The organism is Bacteroidota bacterium (assembly GCA_016706865.1).
Taxonomy (GTDB): Bacteria; Bacteroidota; Bacteroidia; order Chitinophagales; family BACL12; genus UBA7236.
Window position 1 is genome coordinate 1,602,890 of record JADJIS010000003.1, and the last position, 19,091, is coordinate 1,621,980.

Here is a 19,091-nt window from a genome sequence, read left to right on the forward strand (position 1 = left end):
GCGAGGGTCTCACTAATGGTAGATTTGATCAATACTTTATCCTCACCATACTCCTAAACTCTTCCGGAAGCAAAATTTCAGTTCCACTTTCATCGTAAAAATTTAAAGCATATTCGCCGCGTTCGAGCAATTCATTTAGATCGGTATGTTTATTTAAAACATCATCCACTTGAGAGATAATATTGCCCTTTGAATCTTTAATTGTAACTTTTACAATTTCGTGTCCGCTTAGAACTCTTTTAAGTTTCGGTAATTTATTTGCTCCATTCACGATCCAGGCTGGTGCATTCGGGTCAATATAATTTGCTGATAAGCTGTCGTTTGCATCCCTTGCAGGTTTTGAATTATCAATGGTAACTGCAAGTGCCTCATCCACAATAAATTTTCCGGCAAAGGCCTTTTCATTTTCATCAGTTATTAAGAATTTATAAGTCCCCTTTTCATTGATCTGAATTTCCAACAGTTCCTGCTTTTTTTCTTTTTCATGATTAAATACTACAGTGGAATCTTTTAGTATTACAATTCTGAAAATATCACTTATATCACTGTATAGTATATCATCAACAATAGTTTTATTGATGGTAAGATGCATATATTTTAGATCTGTCACCAAAGGTGCATCACCTGGATTCTCCAGGAACCATAATTTTGAAACCGGATCCGTTTGCCAGAAATCGACCAGATCTTTGGATACTCGTTCAATTCCCGCATCTGTTGGATGCACTCCGTCGGGAGTAACCAAAGAAGGCGTCCAAGTATAACCATCACTGCGTGGTTTTTCTCCCTGTGTCCAGAAATAAGGCCCCCATAAAATTAATGGCGCCACTGCATCTTCACCTTTATAATTAAGGTCTTTATCACCATTTATCTGTTTTTCGATCAGCCATTTACAAGCCCATCCATTAACATATGCTTTGGGTTCGCGGTGTTTATCTTTGCCATCGGCAGGCATATAATCCGTTGTATGGCGACCGGTAACATAAAACAATTTTAGATTTGGATAATGTTTTTTGCAGAATTGCACCATATAGGTAAAATCATCAACCAATGAATTTCCGCGTGCATCCAGATCATTATCTCTGGTTCTCAAATTATCCTCTTGAAACCAAATTATCTGCACCTGATCGAGAGTCATACCTGCTGCTTTCACTCTTGCGTCATTCACCGACCAAAAATTGGCTTCAGGATTCATAATATCACTCATATCCTGTCCACCGATCCCGCAATTCACGAAATTCAATTCTTTATTGATCCCATTGCTTTTCGGCAGCATTTTTTCAATGCCTTTGCTGAACATTGCTACCGTGGAAGCACCTAAGGCAACGAGTCCAATCTCACCATTAACATCAGCATTGCCATTTTTATCCAAAGGTTTAATGGATGCGGCAATAGTTACAGCATCATTATAAAATTCCGGTGGCATAGTGTTGCTACCGTTGGGATAAAGTCCGCCTTGGTGCCCTTTAAATGTCCCTGTGCCCAATTCGGTGAGCGGAGGGAGCTGACTAACATCCGCACTCTGTGCCTTTGCAAATAGAGTGAAAAAACTGCTTAGAATGGAGAGCATAATTATTCGTGTCATAATTTGGGTTGTATTTATTGATAATTTTACAAATATCATACCTTTAAACTAAATATCAACGTTTCAATGAAATTCAGCAACTATGAATAAATTTGCCGTAATCGGTATCTGTTTTATACTTTACAAGTTCTTTTTCGTCGAATCAAGGCTATATGCACAAAATATGCTAGGTTATTCTGATCCGCAGGGCGATTTTTATGTAAACGATGGAGGTAAGATCGTGCATCTGGAACATCAACAGATTTCTTCTGTTCAATTTAGCGCAAACAGTATTACCTATGTTTCAAATACCGGCAATCTCTTATATTACAGCAACCACGAATTAAAAAAATTGGATATCTCTAATCCTGCATTTTATAAGAATACCGACCACTATCTATATTACAGTATGGGTGGAAGTTTTTCCGTTTATAACGGTTCAGAAAGAAAGTTTTTAGGATATATTCAACAAAGTCCCTTTGCTTTTGGAGATAGTATTGCTGCCTTTCACGATTATTCCGATTATTTCTATGCATATGAGGATGAACATTTTATTGAACTCGAAAAAAATCCTGCAAAAAAGGTTGTCGCAGGAAAAAATGTGATCGCTTATATAAATCACCTCAACCAATTTAAAATTTATTATCACAATGAAAAAATTGATGTTGATGATTACATTCCCAAAAAAGTAAAAACCGGAGCAAATACAGTAGCATTTATCGATAGCTATAATTATCTAAAAATATTTTATAGTGGTACTATTTACGAAATGTTTAATATTCCTGAGATCATGTGTCTTGAAATTCCCGGTGGCGTAAATGATGATGGTATTGAGGAATATTGCAATGGGGAAACTGTGCACGACATGGAAAACGCACTTCCCGTATTTTTAGCAGGGGACAATATTGTTGCTTTTATAGACGATACCGAAACATTTCAGGTGTTTTATGATGGAAAAACTGTGGTATTAGAAAACCAAGCGCCAATTTATTATGAAGTAACCGATAATATCTTATGGTATATAGATAATAATAATTATTTTAAAGTATTCAGTAATGGAATACTCTCTGTAGTGGAAACCTTTTATCCCGAAACAATAAAGGCCGACAAGGACATTGTGGTATACACCGATCTTGACAAGCGTTTGAAAGCATTTTACAAAGGGGAAAACATTTCTATATCAAATAATATTGTTTTGGGATTTGAGGTCAATAATTCTTTGATCATGTATAATGATATTCCAAATAAATATAAATTCTTTTCTCCGGAACAACAATGAGTGGCAAATCGAAAATTCATACATCCATTTTAAATGTTCATAATGCTTTTGAAAAATCCAGATATCTGCGCATTTTAAAAAAAGCAGCAAAAGGGTTTTTATTTTTTTTGATCTTTTATTTTGCGTTGAATTTATTTTTCCCACTGCATGTTAAAATTGAATACTCTCAAATTGTTACAGCAGATGATGGAAGTGTATTACACGCTTTTTTAACTTCCGACGATAAATGGCGCATGCTCACAGAGTTGGAAGAGATTACACCAGATATGCAAAGCGCTATTGTTTTTAAAGAAGATAAATATTTTTATAGGCATCCCGGTGTAAATCCCGCATCCATTGTAAGAGCTCTATATAATAATATTACTTCCGGCAACAGAACTTCCGGTGCATCAACAATTACTATGCAGGTTGCCCGTTTATTGGATCCCAAACAAAGAACATATGGAAATAAATTTATAGAAATGTTTCGGGCTTTACAATTGGACATGTTGTATTCCAAACAGGAAATATTGCAAATGTATCTCAACCTTGTTCCCTATGGTGGAAATATTGAAGGAGTAAAAGCTGCATCAGTTCTTTATCTTGAAAAAACTCCTTCTGTTTTAAGTCTTGCAGAACTAACGGCTTTATCCATTATTCCAAACAGGCCAACTTCACTTCGCCCCGGTGTAAATAATGATGTAATTATTAAAGAAAGAAATAAATGGCTCGAACGATTCAGAGATGCAAATTTATTCCCGGAGGATATCATTAATGATGCAATTGTAGAACCCTTTACCGCATTTAGAACTCAAGGACCGGAAGTTGCACGACATTTTTGTACACGAATGAAATTTCAATATCCCGGAGATGCAATTGTAAAAACAACATTAAATACGGAGATCCAATTAAAATCAGAAAAAATACTTTCAGATTATATCAAACAATTATGGGGATTTGATATTCACAATGGTGCCGCAATTGTTATTGATAACAGAACACACCAAATAACAGCGTATGTTGGCTCTGCCGATTTTTTCAATACTGCGGATGGCGGACAAGTAGATGGAGTGCAGGCAATCCGTTCTCCAGGCAGCACTTTAAAACCTTTAGTGTATGCAATGGCGTTTGATGCAGGTATTACTACTCCACATTCTATTATTGCAGATGTTCCCGTAAATTATTCAGGTTATAGTCCTGAAAACTATGATGAAGATTATCACGGAAATGTGAGTGTTGAATTTGCATTATCACATTCGTTAAATATTCCTGCCGTTAAAACTTTAAATCAGGTAGGATTAGATAAATTTATAAATACACTGATTGAAGGAAATTTTAAATCCATAGAGAAAAAACGAAATGATCTTGGTTTATCTGTTGCTTTGGGGGGATGTGGAGTTACATTGGAACAACTTACAAGATTATATGCAAGTTTTGCCAATGAGGGAAAGTATCAACATATTAAATGGTTGCAGAGCGACATGGATACTTCTTCAGTATCATTGATCACTCCTGAAGCAGCATTTATGACCACAGAAATTCTTACACAATTAACAAGACCCGACCTTCCGAATTATTATCAGAATGCAAAAAATGTTCCCCTCATTGCCTGGAAAACAGGTACATCTTATGGCAGAAAAGATGCATGGAGTATTGGTTATAATAATAATTATACCATAGGTGTTTGGGTTGGAAATTTTTCCGGTAAGGGAGTACCCGAATTAACTGGAGCAAATATCGCCACTCCCCTCCTTTTCAATTTGTTTAATGCAATTGAAAGCGATAACAATAAAGATTGGAATAAAATGCCCGAGCATGTCGACTTCAGATATGTTTGTTCAGAAACTGGAAAAAATCCAAACGACTTTTGTGCAAATGTAGTTATTGATTATTTTATTCCGGGTGTATCAAAAAATGAAATGTGCGACCATTTATTAAGAGTAAAAATTGCAGAGGATGAATCATTTAGTTATTGCACCACCTGTTTGCCCGAAAGTGGATATATGGAAAAGTATTATCAACATCTCTCCCCAGAAATAATTACCTGGATGCAAACGAAAAATATTCCGGTAGAATTAATTCCTCCACATAACCCTGATTGTGAAAGAATATTTGCCGAGGGTGCACCTACCATAAATTCACCGGTAAATAATTTAGAATATTACATTGATAAAACAGATATACAAAAAATAATGCTTTCTGCAAATGTGGCTTCTGATGTTAAAAAGGTTTTCTGGTATATCAACGATAAATTATTAACGCAGGCAGATTCAAAATCACCGGTATTTTATGAACCGGAGGAAGGAAAAATAAAGATCAGCTGCAGCGATGACAAGGGAAGAAATACAAATATTGAGATTGATGTTGTTTTTTTCTGAAACAATTTATCTCCCCCAATTATTAAAAATTCAGACATAAAAAAAACCTTTCATTTTCATGAAAGGTTTTTTTATGATTCATTATTTTTTATTCATCAAACCAAACTGGTCTTAAAATATCAGATATAACGATGGCATTTGAATTGTAAAGACGTTCATCTATACAAGTTGGAAATCTGCGAGGAATTCCACTCTCCAAACCATCAGGATTCGGACTTAGTGTTGGAAGATCTGTGCGTCTCCAATCTGACCACACTTCACATTGTGAAAACATCGCAATATATTTTTGTGTCATTATCTTTTCCAAGGTAATGGTTACAGACGTTTCACTTGCATTTGCTGTTTCGTAAGCAATATCAGGAGCACCTACTGTTGCCAAAATGTTTGCTTTAACAGCATTATTATGAGCAGTTGCAGCACCTGGAAGATCACCCAAACGGAATTTTGCTTCAGCCTCAATAAATAACATTTCGTACCATGTTAAAAGTGGAAGCGGAGCATTATCGTCTCCATATAAAAGACCCATATTGGATGCATTAAAATTTTCACCATTATTTGGCACTCCTAAATAAATAAGATCCGGATTTAAGGTAGCATATAATGGTAAGCGAGGATCGCTGTTCGCCAACATTAAATTGATAAAGAATTCACCCATTTTAATATAACCGTCTCTGGTGGTATTAAAGGAATTCCATGGATTTAATTCATTTCCATTTTCACCAAATATTGCCATGGTATTATCTGCATTAGAGGAAACACCGGAAGCATTAATTGCAGCTAGCGCATCATTTGCAGAACCGGTTGCATCTTTCCCACTTAAACGATTAGCATATCTTGCTTTTAACATATAAGCAGCTTTTATCCATTGTGAAACATCACCATTATGAATAAAATCATCAGCACCCGGTAAAAGTCCATTGCTGGTTGAAGGAGCAGAAAGATCAGTAATAGCTCCATCTAATTGTGATTGCATTGTAGCGTAAATGGTTTCCTGCGTATCATACGAAGGGTTGAGATTTGCTTCACCACCTTCTAATCCGTTTAATGCGGAAGAATAAGGAATATCACCCCAAAAATCGGTAGCTAAACCAATGGTCATCACTTTCAGAATTGTTGCAATTCCTCTGTAATATGGATTTTCATCACCTGCAACATTAATTAATTCCTGTTGATTAATTAATGCATCCGCATACACTGTTTTCCATTCATTAGTATTTGATTGTTCTGTTATCTTATAATCGCGAATATCGATCATTTGAAAACTATTACCTGCCGATTGCTGTGTAAGAATAGAACTGGTTCTGGATAATTGTCCCGTATACAAAGATTGCATTGCAACTTCAGAAACAGTCAGCAATAAAGCCGGTGTAACTTCAGTAGGACTATTTGGAGATTCTGAAACCTCCTCTATCCATCCGTTGCATCCTGTATTGAACAGGATAACCGGAATTGTTAGTATTAAAAGAATCTTTTTCATATTAAATATTTTTATCGTTTTAGAATGCAGCACTAACTGTGAAAATATAAGATTTAGTACTTGGATTATTAAACCAGTCGAAACCTGTTATATTGGAACCTGCTCCGGTTAAACTTGTCTCCGGATCTACTCCTGGATAATCAGTTTTTAACCAAAGATTTCTTCCTGTTGCCGATACTGTTAGTCCTTTAAGAACACTTTTCGGAGCAAGTGTAAATTCATAACTCAATCTTGCTTCACGAAGACGTACCCAACCTCCATCAAAAATTGACTGAGAGGTAGCGCCATTATCACCTAAATAATTACTCCAATAATCAATTGGTGCAATTTCGGTTGTGTTCGGAAGATAAGTTCCATCAGGTTGTTCAACAACACCTTCAATAATAAAAGTATGATCTCTTTCTGCAGATTCCTCTGAAATACCAATACGGTTCATACGAGCACCGGTACCATACCAGATATCACCACCTTTTCTGATGTCTAATAATCCGCTTAAAGTGAAACCTTTATAGGTAACTCCGGTATTAATATTCATTAACCAATCCGGATATGGATCACCAATTACACCGCTAACGGTATCAAAAATTGGAAATCCATCTTCATCTATCAAAAGATCACCATCGGGGCTATATGCCCATTGTGAACCATATAATAATCCATAAGGCTGACCTTCAATAACATAGGCACCAGGATCACCAAATCCCGCTTCAATTTCAATTTCATCAACACCTTCTGCTAAAGCAGTAACTTCATTTTCGTTTTTGCTGAAGTTACCTCCTACATTCCAAGTGAGATTTTTTGTTTTAACAATATCGGCATTTAAAGAAAGTTCAATTCCTTTATTTGTCATAGCACCTGCATTGTTATATACATAAGAGAATCCTGAAGTGGAAGCAATTGGTTGTGTCAATAAAATATCTTCAGAATTTTGGATATAATAAGCAGCATCAAGATCAATTCTACCTTTCCAGAATTTCAATTCTAAACCAAATTCAGTTCCGGTTAATCTTTCCGGTTTAAGGTCAGGATTACCTAGTGTATTTAACTGGCTATAACCAAAACCTGATTGACCAAGGTATGGAAAGCTATATCCATCGGTAAATCCATCCGTATATACAGGAGAAATAAACGTAGTATTTGCACTATAAGGTTGAGGTTCTATACCTGCCTGAGCATAAGCAAAACGTACTTTACCAAAAGAGAAAATATTATTGGTATTCATTATTTCGCTGAAAACAAACGCGATATTAGCTGATGGGAAAAATGCACTTCCCTGATTTGGTCCATAGGTTGAAGACCATTCATTTCTTCCTGATAAAGTCAAGAATAAGAAACTTTGATATTCAAATGCTAATTCGCCAAAAAGTGCAGCATTTCTTTGTTGTGTTGTCAACTGACTTGAATAAAGATCTGCAGCATTGGAAAGATTATAAAAATCGGGAATAGTGAGATCGCGACCACGAGCGTATAAATTGGAAACATCTATATCTGTGATGTTATTTCCAAGAGTTATAGACATATTAAAATCTTCCGTAATATTTTTAGTAGCGGATGCAATTAAATCACTATAGATCTGACGATAACGAATAGAATTTTCCTCGATCTGACCACCCGGCGCATTTGCAGGATCGTTACTTCCTATCGAAAATATTTGTTTGCGCAAATCAGTATAAGAATCTGCACCAACTCTATAAGTTACTGTCATCCAGTTCCATGGAGTATATACTGCAGAAACATTACTGATCAACCTGTTTGTATTATCAGTATATGGATTATTGTATGCGGTCCAATATGGATTATCATATGCATTAAAATAATTTCTGTTCGCACCACTTGGATATTCATATCCGGCACCAAGATCGTAACTGGAAGGTGTGCGCATTAAACTTAACATAACACCGGAAAGGTTACTTCCATTTTGTGCTCTGTTTCCCTGGCTATTGATATAATTTGCATCAACAGCAATTTTAAATTTTTCAAAAATGCGCATATCTGAATTAATACGCACTGAATTTCTGTCGAAACTTGTATTAGGAATTATACCATTATCTTGCGTATTACCGATAGATAATCTCAATGAACCTCTGTCTGTTCCACCACTAATCGCTAAGTTATTATTATAGGTCATACCGTTTTGGAAAAATTCACCCGCATTATCAACCGGAGAAATTCCTAAAGTACTATTAAGTGGTCCCCAGCTGTTTGGAGTTCCACCGGAAACATCATCATCAGTATCCCATAAATAATCCGGACCCGGATCAGCTTCAACAAAATCTCCTTCCGGTTCAATCTGGTCGTCAGCATTAAAATCACCTCCACCTGTTCCTTGTGCATATTGATCTTGTTGATCAGGAAGTTTATTTACCTGACTAATTTCCAGGGAGGATGAAAAATTGATATGTACCGATTTATCACCGGCTTTATTACCTCTTTTAGTTGTTATAATGATAGCGCCCGAACCCGCACGTGAACCATATAAAGCTGCGGCGGCAGGACCTTTCAAAATATTAATACTTTCAATATCATCGGGATTAACATCTATTGCTCTGTTTGAGTTACTCACACCATTAAGGTTTGCATTAAATGGGTAGTCACCTGCTACGGTTGAATTTGTAGAGTTGTCGATCGGAACACCATCAATAACCACCAAGGGTTGATTTTCGTTAGTGAATGTGCTCGGACCACGAATAATGATCTTGCTGGAAGCACCCGGAGTGCCCGCAGATCCAACCACTTGAACACCTGCAGCCTTAGCCGACAGCCCTTCAATAAAGTTTTCCTCACCGGAGCTCGCTAATCTGTCGCCACCTACTTGCTGTGTACTATATCCCAAGGAAAGTTTTTCCTTCGAGATACCCAGCGCAGTAACAACTACAGTTTCAAGTCCGAGAATATCTTCCTCCAGAGCAACATTGATAACATTTCTTGCCCCGATGGTTTCTTCCCGCATTTTAAAACCTAAAAAAGTGTACACTAAAACATCTTTGTCTTGCGGAACAACAAGCACATATTTGCCGTCTATATCGGTAACAGTTCCTGTTGTTGTGCCCTTCACCAATACGGTTGCACCGGGCAAAGGTTCATTGTCTGTTCCTGATGTAATCGTTCCGGTTATTGTTTTACTCTGCCCAAAAGCGAGTGAAACCATAAACAGAGGCATCAGCAACAGAGAAGTAGCTAATTTTCTCATAGATTTGGATTTGGATTATTTAAAAATAGGTTTATATCTACCGGCCTAAGTTTAACTCTAATTAAGTTAAATTAGGTTTAAATAGCAATATTATAGTGTTTTTTGACAATTGTTAAATATTTGTAAACAAATATTCAGTATTTAACATTAAACCATAATTTTTCCACAGGTTATGCATACTTTATTTATTCGCATCGTAATAGGCAAATACCTTTTGAACGATATCTGCAACCCGCGCACCAGGATCCTGTCGGATCTTTAACTCCTCTTTTTCTATCATAAGAAATAAACCGTCAAGTGCTTTTTGGGTGACATATCCAGTGAGATCAGGATTCATATCCTCCACAAGGGGTATTTTATTGTAATAATTTATTGCGTCAGTCCAGTATTTGGTGGCACCAACCTTATTTAATGAACTTTGAACGATGGGGGTGAATTTAGCCGTTAATTCCGCCGTGGTAGTTTTTTTAAGGTATTCGGTAGCAGCATCATTTGCTCCAAATAAAATATTCATGGCATCAGCTATTGTCATCTGTCGTATAGAATTTGTAAGCACAGCTTTAGCTTCAATCGCAGCATTCTCCGCGGCATGATTTACCGAATTCACAACATCATCACACATTTTATTTAGACCAAGGTTGCGTAATGTAGATTCAATTTTTTGCGCCTCCGGAGGAAATGGAATTTTAACCTGCGGATTGCCTAAATAACCATTTACCACCGATAATAGATCAGATCCATTAGTTGCACCTTGCACCAATGCCTCCTTTAAACCATTGGCTGCCTCCTGTTCTGTTATAGTTGTTCCGATAACGGTGTTTAACACATCTTCCATTACCTGTGGATCACAGGTGGATCCTGTCAACATTCCTATTGTAAGTATTCCAAATATTACTTTCTTAAACATGTCTTTATATTTTCTGCCAAGGTAAAGAATTAGCAGGAAATACAATAGGGCTTCCTGGAAGAAGAAAAAATAAATTTAAACGGTATTCATAATTTTAATTATTCAATAAAATCAACCTCTAAGCAGAACTTTGGATCGGATTTAACTCCACAAAAATTTCCAACAACAAAAGCAAGGGCATAAAAAACTTTATTACATTTGCCAAATGAAGAATATGGAATTTTTAATAAATGTACACGCGCAATTTTTGTTCAAACACAGTAGTGACGCAGTTTATGGCAGTGATTATACCGTAAGATTATTCGACAAAGACCCAATATCCGATGATTTTTTAGGCGAGACCACTCCCGATAAAGAAGGGAAAGTACATTTCAAAATTAATCCTTCCCTTTACCGCTCAGAAGATTCACCACTTGAAAATAAACCTGACTTTTATCTGATAGTATTAAAAAACAGTAACGAAATTTTCAGAACTCCCGTAGCTCTCAACATAGATCTAAAAGAAGATGGTAATTTTAATTTCACCGATGGCGAATGGGTGGATATGGGGAGGTTTTTAATTGACAATTGACAATTAAACAGCCAAAAAAGAATTGAGAATTGAGAGTTGAGAATTGAGAATTAAACAGCCGCCTTAACCTTTAAATACAGTATTTAGTTTTTAAGCAACATAGCTTCGATTTTATAAAGTCGTATATCCTATGTCCTATGTCGTATGTCATATGTCATATGTCGTATGTCATATGTCCTACGTCGTATGTCCTACGTCCCCCAAAAAAAAACATCTCCCAATAATTATTACCAGAAGATGTTGGTGTGTTTTATTAAAGAATATTATGAATGATCTTAGAATTTTAAGCCGGCATTTATAAATGCGTAGTGGGCTTTTCCGTCAAAATCATTTTTGAAAAGATCAACAGTATTAAAACTATAACCTGCATCGAGGGAGAAAAATAGTACGTCCACTCCTGCCCCTACAACTCCATTTACTTTTACTGCACTGAAATCATCTCTGGTAAAATCAAATTCATTTAAAGGCACATCCAATAAACATGCTATTTCCGGTCCACCATAAACGCGAACATTTACTAATCTGTCAATAACAGGTACTAAATTAAATCCTGCGTAAAGAGGCACATTAATATAATTAAATTTTACATCATCTGATTGAAAAATGTCTGTTGCATCTAAACCGGAAAAATTGGTTTTAACCATCTGATATTCCATTCCAACCTGACCATATAAAAGTTTTCCAAACCTTATGAAAGTACCTGCCTGAAAACCTGTTCTCGAGTCGGAGTTTAGATCCGGTGATTTCATATTTACATTGGCAAAATTTGGCCCTGCATACAAACCCAGATCAATCTGCGAATATGCTGTTACACTTAAAAAGAGTAAGGAAGCAAAAAAGATATTTTTCATAACTTTAAGTTTATTGTAAAATAACTTATTATAACAGGAGAAAAATTGTGCCATAATGAAATAATATTTGCTGAAGCCTTTCTATCAGAGGGTTTCAACAGAATTATACCAACAATAACCAAATCAAATTATCGCATAAAACGTGGAAATAATTCCATATATGCAACAAATTTCAGTTGAATATGGAATTTATGTTGAATTTGCCTGCCTAAAATAACATCAGTTATACTCTTTATCAGGTTATAACCCCACGATAGTAAGAAATCTGATATATTTAAATCCCATCAATTTTACAAGTTCATTCGCCCAACGCGTATTTTTGTAAAAAAAATAGTTATGCGCGCTGTTATTTTAAGTATTGGAGATGAAATTTTGAACGGAACCACCATTAATACGAATGCAAGTTTTATTTCTACTCAAATTCAACCCCTCGGAATTGACATTTATGAAGTATTGGCCATTTCAGATAACGCAGATCATATTTTACCAACGCTTTCACATTATACAGAGAAAGTGGATTTTGTTTTTATAACCGGTGGACTTGGGCCAACCAAAGACGACATCACTAAAAAAACATTATGCACCTATTTTAATAGCACTTTGGTTTTTCATGAAGATATTTTAATACGATTAAAGGCAGCCTTCGCAAAAAGAAATATCCCTTTTACAGAAAATAATAACGATCAGGCAATGTATCCCGACAATTGTATCATTCTTAAAAATAATCTGGGAACTGCTCAGGGAATGTGGTTTCAAAAAAACAAAACCGTTTTTATTTCGTTACCCGGTGTTCCATTTGAAATGAAAGGATTAATAACGGAAGAAGTAATTCCTAAATTAAAAAAAGATTTTCAATTTCCAATAATACTGAATAAACATATTATGACAAGTGGTATGAGTGAAAGTCTGCTTGCAAAAAAAATAGAATCTATTGAAAGTAATTTACCGCAAAATGTTTCACTGGCATTTTTACCTTCACCGGGAGTGGTAAAATTACGACTCACTGCCAAGGGCAATAATCAGACTGAATTAGAAAAACTTTTATCCGCAATTTCATCAGATATAAAATTGGAGTTAGGAAATTTTGTATTTGGAGAAGAGGCTGTTTTACTTGAAGAATTTATTGGCTCTCAGCTAAAAGATCTCCATGCTACAATTTCTACTGCAGAAAGTTGCACTGGAGGAAAGATCGCACAAAAATTAACGAGCATTCCCGGGTCATCCGAATATTTTAAGGGGGCTATCGTTTCCTATACCCCTGAGGTGAAAATGAAATTGCTTCATGTGAAGGAAGAAACTCTACAACAATTCGGGCCTGTAAGTGAACAAACAGTAAACGAAATGTTGAATGGAGCTCATCAAACACTAAATTCCGATTTTGTTATTGCAGTCTCCGGAAATGCAGGCCCCGGTAGCGATGGCGACAATGAACCGGTAGGTACAATCTTCGTGGGAGTTTCGGGAAGGGGGAAAAAGTCGATAAAAAAGTATTTTTTCAACAAGAACCGTGACATCAATATTGAATATGCATGCATGTTTGCACTGCATGATATGCGCATTCTGTTAACCGAATGCCTTGGTTAAGCATAATAAAGTCGGTAATTTTGCCGAAAGTGTTAAATAGCCGGGCAGCCTAATGCCAACAATAATTTTAAAGTAAAAAGGGAGAATATAAAATCATGTCGCAACAAGAATTGATCATGCCTAAATTGGGCGAAAGTATAATGGAAGCCACCATTTTGAAATGGTTGAAAAAAGAAGGTGATAATGTTGACTTGGATGAGGCGGTGCTTGAGATCGCGACCGACAAGGTGGATAGTGAAGTACCATCCCCTTTTGCGGGTAAGATCACAAAAATTCTTTTTAACGAAGGAGATGTCGTTCAGATAGGAAAGGCTATCGCAATGATAGAAACCGCCGGTGGTTCAGAAGTTTCGGTTAAAGCTCCAATTGTTACACAGGAGGTAAAACCGGAAGTTGTAAGAGAGGCAGCCGTAGAGCAAAAGGTAGTTTCTACCGGAAATGCTGCCGATCGGTTTTATTCCCCACTGGTGCTCAATATTGCCAGAGAAGAAGGAATTTCGATGGCTGAACTGGAAAGTATTGGTGGAACCGGGAAAGACGATAGGGTAACAAAAGCAGATATACTGGCTTATGTAAAAGACCGCGAGGAAGGAAATGTGAAAGCTCCGGTAGTTGCAGAAAAAAAGACGGAAAATGTGCCTGTGGAGGAAAAATCTACGCCGGTAACAACTCAGGTTTCCGCTTCCAAGACAGGAACAGGCGAAATTGTGGAAATGGATCGTATGCGAAAACTTATTGCCGATCATATGGTAATGAGCAAAAAAACCTCTCCGCACGTAACTTCTTATGTTGAAGTTGACATGACCCCAATAGTGGAGTGGAGAAATAAGATCAAAGAAAAATTTGAAAAACGCGAAGGACAGAAAATTACCTTCACTCCGATATTTATTGAAGCTGTTGCGAAAGCAATAAAAGACCTTCCTGGGATTAATATTTCTGTTGACGGTTATACTATTACTTATAAAAAGGATATTAATATCGGTATGGCCGCAGCATTACCGAGTGGCAATCTCATAGTTCCTGTTATCAAAAATGCAGACAGAATGAATCTTTTGGGATTGACAGCCGTAGTGAACGATCTTGCATCCCGCGCAAGAAATAATAAACTTAAACCTGACGAGATTCAGGATGGAACTTTTACACTTACCAATGTAGGATCATTCGGAAGTTTAATGGGAACACCAATTATCAATCAACCTCAGGTGGCAATTCTTGCAGTTGGTGCAATTAAGAAAAAACCTGTTGTAATGGAGACTGAATATGGAGATGTTATTGCAATCAGGCATATGATGTTCATGAGCATGAGTTACGATCATAGAGTAGTGGATGGAATGCTCGGTGGAACATTTTTAAAACGCGTAGCAGATTACCTTGAAGGGTTTGACGTTAATAGAGAAATATGATCAGCTAAACACCTAATTATTTTTACTCCGTTAATTAAAAATGGAGTAAATTTAATTGTAGTAATAAGGAGAGAATTAATACAACCTAAATAAAAACGAATATGTATATCGAACAACTTTATACAAATTGTCTGGCGGAAGCAGCATATTACATTGAGAGTGATGGCATAGCTGCTATTATCGATCCACTGAGAGAAACTGAACCTTATATAGAAAAGGCAAAAAGCCGCAATGCAACGATCAAATATATTTTTGAAACACATTTTCATGCTGATTTTGTTTCAGGGCATATCGACCTTGCAAAACGTACAGGAGCACAAATTATATATGGCCCTGAAGCAAATACCAATTATTCAGTGATAAATGCAAAAGACGGTGAAGAATTTCAGATCGGAAAAATAAAAATAAAAGCCTTACATACTCCCGGTCATACATTGGAATCAACCTGTTATTTACTTAGCGATGAAGAAGGTAAAAATCATTGCATATTTACCGGTGATACTTTATTTGTTGGTGATGTAGGCCGTCCTGATCTTTTGGATGGTGTTATGACAAAAGAAGAACTCGCTTCAAAAATGTACGACTCCTTAAATAATAAAATAAAAGTTTTGGAGGATGATGTAATTGTATATCCCGCACATGGTCCCGGAAGTGCTTGTGGTAAAAGTATGGGTAAAGAAACTTTTTCCACCATTGGAATTCAGAAAAAGACAAATTACGCTTTGCAGGAAATGACAAGAGAAGCATTTATTCTTTCGGTAACGGATGGATTATCTGTTCCTCCTCAATATTTTTTTGAAGATGCCCGTATTAATAAAAATGGTTACGATTCCATTGATAGTATCATTAAAAAAAATACCACTCCATTAAATATTGATGCGTTGGAACAAGCAGTTCAAAACGGTGCATTAATTCTCGACACACGTATTGCAGATCATTTTGAAAAAGGATTTATTGAGAGTTCATTAAACATCGGATTAAACGGCATGTTTGCTGTTTGGGTGGGAACATTAATTGATATTAATACTCCTCTTGTATTAATTACTGATATTGGAAAAGAAGAAGAAACTGTTTTGCGTTTGGCAAGAGTGGGATATGAAAATGTATTAGGATATCTTGAAGGCGGAATTGCTACCTGGGAAGATGCAGGCAAACCTGTTGAAACTGTGAACACAATTTCCGCTGAGGAAATGACACAATATTATGGTGATGCAGGTTATACTATTTTAGATGTGCGTAAGCCTTCTGAATTCGATACAGAACATATTAAAGGAGCAATTAATATCCAATTAAGTGAGATAGAAAACAGGTTGGGCGAATTAGACGCTGATAAAAAATATATCATTCATTGTGCAGCAGGTTATAGAAGTATGATGGCTGCTTCCATATTAAAAAGTAATGGTATTGAAAATTTTATGAATGTTGCCGGAGGTTGGGGAAGCATTAAAAAAACATCGTTGCCAACGGAAGTTTCGGTGGGGGAAATGATTTGAAAGAAATTGACAATTGACAATTGACAATTGACAATTTCGGAGGCGGAGATGCAAATTGAATCCTATTTTGAGTAATTGATAAAACACAGCGAGCATATACACACATTTTTAAATATTTAATGCGAAAAATAGTTTTGGTCATATTTGTTTTATTCCTGTCCACTGCATGTGAGGATCAGCGGGTGAACCAAGCTATAGATAAGATCAGCAGAACTTGGACAGTTTATAAATATGAAAAAGATGGTATAGATATCACTCCTGTTTTTACTTCCAATTACGTTAACTATATTCTAACTTGTGAAAAGACACAAGACTATACCGAGTCCTTTATTCTCTTCGGAACTCCTGTTACTATTACAGGAATTTATATATTCAGCGATCAGGCACAAATTTTAACCCTCTCCGATGAATTTCAATCGCGAGTGTTTGATATTATCACACTGAATAACAGCGATATGACCCTACAGGATATTAATGCAGATACTTCTGAAGTTTATTATTTTGAAGCAGTGATTTGAGGTAATTGACAATTGATAATTGACAATTGACAATTACCTCCTCCTCAAACTGCACAGCTGAACAAAAGCTCAGAGTTTATTCGATAATTTATAAGCCGCTGCTGATCTGGTAATTTGTTAATTGGCATATAGATCGTGATTATTTAGTAGACCTCTGGCTGTTCAATTATCAATTGTCAATTATCAATTGTCAATTGTCAATTCATTTTCTTTTCACATCCCCCTTCTCCTCATATTCCTTAAATATCGCTGCAGGATCGTATTTCTTTACAGCCTTTCCTTTGCGGATAATTTTAATATGATTTATCATATCACCCTGGGCTATAGAATTTACTACATCTTGTCCTTCAACTACGTGTCCAAAAACAGCATGTTTATTATCGAGCCAAGAGGTTTCTTTGTGTGTGATAAAAAACTGGCTACCGTTGGTGAATTTTCCTGCATTTGCCATAGATAATATTCCGGGACCGGTATGACGTAGGTCGCTGTGAAATTCATCTTTGAATGAATATCCTGGCCCACCGCTACCATTACCGCTTGGGTCACCACCTTGTATCATAAAGTCAGCAATTACACGATGAAATTTTAAACTGTCGTAATAAGGTGTTCCTAAAGGTTTAGCAGTATTCTGGATCTTACCTTCTGCTAATCCTACAAAATTTGCTACGGTGAGAGGTGTTTTTTGAAATTCGAGGAATAATAAAATATTGCCTTTAGTAGTTTGCACCTCTGCATATAAACCATCAGGAAGATGTTTGTATTTCTTTTTATCACTTTGTGCAAACACCAAAGATTGTAATACGATCACGAGTGCAAATAATAAACTTGTTTTTTTCATAAAGTGTTTAAATTTTTGAATTTATAAATATTATTTATTTTGTGAATTTAAATATTCGGGAAGCAGTGATACGAATCTTTTAATAGTATCTTCCAATGATTCTTTTGACGAACCTCCGGATGCATTTTTATGTCCTCCCCCATTAAAAGAATTACGCGCCAATACTTCAATATTCATATCACCCTTAGAGCGAAAAGATATTTTTATTTTACCCTTATCTTCCGTAAACAAAACTGATATTTCCACATTCTTCATCGCAAGTGGCAGATTTACAATTCCCTCTTTATCACCGTTGTTTAACTTATATCGCTCTGCCTCCTGCATGGATATACTCATATACGCAGTTTTATTCTCCGGCAGCACAACCATTTTTTCCGATAACAAATATCCGATGAATCGCATTCTGTTCTCGCCATATTGATTGTATACATTATTATGTATCTCTTCAATATTGATACCAAATTCCATTAAGGCAGCAGCTACAAGATGTACCTTTGCGGTAGTATTTGAATATTGAAATATTCCGGTGTCCATAGCCATGCCACCATATATACAGGATGCAATTTTTTCATCCATGTATTCCAAACCATTTGCTAAACCAATAAATTCATATACCAGCTCTGCCGTTGAACTCGCTTTATCATTCCACAAAACATAATCGGTAAAATATTCCGGTTCCCGATGATGATCTATCATTACACTTACAAATGGATGATTGAGTTTTTTAATATCCTCCCCTAACGACTCTATCCTTTTCATAGCATTAAAATCTAGAAAAAAAATACAATCCGCCTTAGCCAAAACTGCGAAACAGGTCTTTGATTTTTTTTGATGAATAAAAACAGTATCACTGCCCGACATCCAATTCAAAAAATCGGGAAAATCATCCGGAGCTATTACATCTGCAACATGACCCGTTTTCTGGAGATACATTTTCATTGCCAACGCCGAACCTATTGCATCGCCGTCGGGACGCTCATGAGGTATAAGCACAATTCGTCGCGGTTGCTTAAGATATTCGAATAACTCTTTTAGGTCTTTCATTGTTTTGTAGTGCGAAGG

14 protein-coding genes are annotated in these 19,091 nt (G+C 36.2%); 7 read left to right on the forward strand and 7 right to left on the reverse strand.

The window, feature by feature from the left end; genetic code table 11:
• Positions 1 to 28: 28 nt before the first annotated feature.
• Entirely contained in the window at positions 29 to 1,582 is a 1,554-nt protein-coding gene (locus IPI31_16350; GenBank protein MBK7569393.1) for a hypothetical protein, read from the reverse strand.
• 82 nt (positions 1,583 to 1,664) lie between these two features.
• Between IPI31_16350 and IPI31_16355 the strand changes: the two genes are divergently transcribed.
• The gene (locus IPI31_16355) at positions 1,665 to 2,840 is read left to right on the forward strand and encodes a hypothetical protein (GenBank protein ID MBK7569394.1); all 1,176 of its coding nucleotides are present in this window, start codon (positions 1,665 to 1,667) and stop codon (positions 2,838 to 2,840) included.
• Entirely contained in the window at positions 2,837 to 5,197 is a 2,361-nt protein-coding gene (pbpC, locus tag IPI31_16360; GenBank protein MBK7569395.1) for a penicillin-binding protein 1C, read from the forward strand. Before IPI31_16355 ends, pbpC begins: the two co-directional genes overlap by 4 nt.
• Before the next feature lie 88 nt (positions 5,198 to 5,285).
• Here pbpC and IPI31_16365 read toward each other — a convergent pair whose 3' ends face one another.
• From IPI31_16365 to IPI31_16375, 3 genes are all read right to left on the reverse strand, one after another.
• The gene (locus tag IPI31_16365) at positions 5,286 to 6,674 is read right to left on the reverse strand and encodes a SusD/RagB family nutrient-binding outer membrane lipoprotein (GenBank protein ID MBK7569396.1); all 1,389 of its coding nucleotides are present in this window, start codon (positions 6,672 to 6,674) and stop codon (positions 5,286 to 5,288) included.
• Between the two features lie 19 nt (positions 6,675 to 6,693).
• Positions 6,694 to 9,864, reverse strand: coding sequence for a SusC/RagA family TonB-linked outer membrane protein (locus tag IPI31_16370; protein ID MBK7569397.1), 3,171 nt, complete (start codon positions 9,862 to 9,864; stop codon positions 6,694 to 6,696).
• 181 nt (positions 9,865 to 10,045) lie between these two features.
• On the reverse strand, positions 10,046 to 10,771 hold the full coding sequence (locus tag IPI31_16375) for a DUF4197 domain-containing protein (protein ID MBK7569398.1): 726 nt from the start codon (positions 10,769 to 10,771) through the stop codon (positions 10,046 to 10,048).
• Positions 10,772 to 10,976: 205 nt separating this feature from the next.
• Between IPI31_16375 and IPI31_16380 the strand changes: the two genes are divergently transcribed.
• Positions 10,977 to 11,342 carry a hypothetical protein gene (locus tag IPI31_16380; protein ID MBK7569399.1) on the forward strand — a complete coding sequence of 122 codons (366 nt, stop codon included), beginning with the start codon at positions 10,977 to 10,979 and terminating at the stop codon, positions 11,340 to 11,342.
• Between the two features lie 275 nt (positions 11,343 to 11,617).
• Here IPI31_16380 and IPI31_16385 read toward each other — a convergent pair whose 3' ends face one another.
• Positions 11,618 to 12,193: an outer membrane beta-barrel protein gene (locus IPI31_16385; GenBank protein ID MBK7569400.1), complete on the reverse strand. Its 576-nt coding sequence runs from the start codon at positions 12,191 to 12,193 to the stop codon at positions 11,618 to 11,620.
• A gap of 336 nt (positions 12,194 to 12,529) precedes the next feature.
• On the opposite strand from IPI31_16385, the gene IPI31_16390 reads away from it, so the two are divergent.
• The 4 genes from IPI31_16390 (at position 12,530) to IPI31_16405 (ending at position 17,191) form a co-directional block, all read left to right on the forward strand.
• On the forward strand, positions 12,530 to 13,777 hold the full coding sequence (locus IPI31_16390) for a CinA family nicotinamide mononucleotide deamidase-related protein (GenBank protein MBK7569401.1): 1,248 nt from the start codon (positions 12,530 to 12,532) through the stop codon (positions 13,775 to 13,777).
• A 95-nt stretch (positions 13,778 to 13,872) separates the two neighbouring features.
• On the forward strand, positions 13,873 to 15,180 hold the full coding sequence (locus tag IPI31_16395; GenBank protein ID MBK7569402.1) for a 2-oxo acid dehydrogenase subunit E2: 1,308 nt from the start codon (positions 13,873 to 13,875) through the stop codon (positions 15,178 to 15,180).
• 101 nt (positions 15,181 to 15,281) lie between these two features.
• A complete protein-coding gene (locus IPI31_16400) occupies positions 15,282 to 16,673 on the forward strand; it encodes an MBL fold metallo-hydrolase (protein MBK7569403.1) in 1,392 nt (463 codons plus the stop codon).
• Positions 16,674 to 16,792: 119 nt separating this feature from the next.
• Complete coding sequence (locus tag IPI31_16405) at positions 16,793 to 17,191, forward strand: hypothetical protein (GenBank protein ID MBK7569404.1); 399 nt, start codon at positions 16,793 to 16,795, stop codon at positions 17,189 to 17,191.
• A gap of 202 nt (positions 17,192 to 17,393) precedes the next feature.
• On the opposite strand, the gene IPI31_16410 is transcribed toward IPI31_16405, so the two are convergent.
• Together IPI31_16410 and IPI31_16415 are read right to left on the reverse strand one after the other, a co-directional pair.
• Complete coding sequence (locus IPI31_16410) at positions 17,394 to 18,029, reverse strand: peptidylprolyl isomerase (GenBank protein ID MBK7569405.1); 636 nt, start codon at positions 18,027 to 18,029, stop codon at positions 17,394 to 17,396.
• Positions 18,030 to 18,059: 30 nt separating this feature from the next.
• Positions 18,060 to 19,073 (reverse strand): bifunctional oligoribonuclease/PAP phosphatase NrnA, encoded by a 1,014-nt coding sequence (locus IPI31_16415; protein ID MBK7569406.1) that lies wholly within the window; start codon positions 19,071 to 19,073, stop codon positions 18,060 to 18,062.
• Positions 19,074 to 19,091 lie beyond the last annotated feature (18 nt).

Coding starts and splice junctions, on each gene's coding strand:
- IPI31_16350 (MBK7569393.1), bottom strand. CDS start 1,582: ATGACACGAATAATTATGCTCTCCATTCTAAGCAGTTTTTTCACTCTA.
- IPI31_16355 (MBK7569394.1), top strand. CDS start 1,665: ATGAATAAATTTGCCGTAATCGGTATCTGTTTTATACTTTACAAGTTC.
- pbpC (MBK7569395.1), top strand. CDS start 2,837: ATGAGTGGCAAATCGAAAATTCATACATCCATTTTAAATGTTCATAAT.
- IPI31_16365 (MBK7569396.1), bottom strand. CDS start 6,674: ATGAAAAAGATTCTTTTAATACTAACAATTCCGGTTATCCTGTTCAAT.
- IPI31_16370 (MBK7569397.1), bottom strand. CDS start 9,864: ATGAGAAAATTAGCTACTTCTCTGTTGCTGATGCCTCTGTTTATGGTT.
- IPI31_16375 (MBK7569398.1), bottom strand. CDS start 10,771: ATGTTTAAGAAAGTAATATTTGGAATACTTACAATAGGAATGTTGACA.
- IPI31_16380 (MBK7569399.1), top strand. CDS start 10,977: ATGAAGAATATGGAATTTTTAATAAATGTACACGCGCAATTTTTGTTC.
- IPI31_16385 (MBK7569400.1), bottom strand. CDS start 12,193: ATGAAAAATATCTTTTTTGCTTCCTTACTCTTTTTAAGTGTAACAGCA.
- IPI31_16390 (MBK7569401.1), top strand. CDS start 12,530: ATGCGCGCTGTTATTTTAAGTATTGGAGATGAAATTTTGAACGGAACC.
- IPI31_16395 (MBK7569402.1), top strand. CDS start 13,873: ATGTCGCAACAAGAATTGATCATGCCTAAATTGGGCGAAAGTATAATG.
- IPI31_16400 (MBK7569403.1), top strand. CDS start 15,282: ATGTATATCGAACAACTTTATACAAATTGTCTGGCGGAAGCAGCATAT.
- IPI31_16405 (MBK7569404.1), top strand. CDS start 16,793: ATGCGAAAAATAGTTTTGGTCATATTTGTTTTATTCCTGTCCACTGCA.
- IPI31_16410 (MBK7569405.1), bottom strand. CDS start 18,029: ATGAAAAAAACAAGTTTATTATTTGCACTCGTGATCGTATTACAATCT.
- IPI31_16415 (MBK7569406.1), bottom strand. CDS start 19,073: ATGAAAGACCTAAAAGAGTTATTCGAATATCTTAAGCAACCGCGACGA.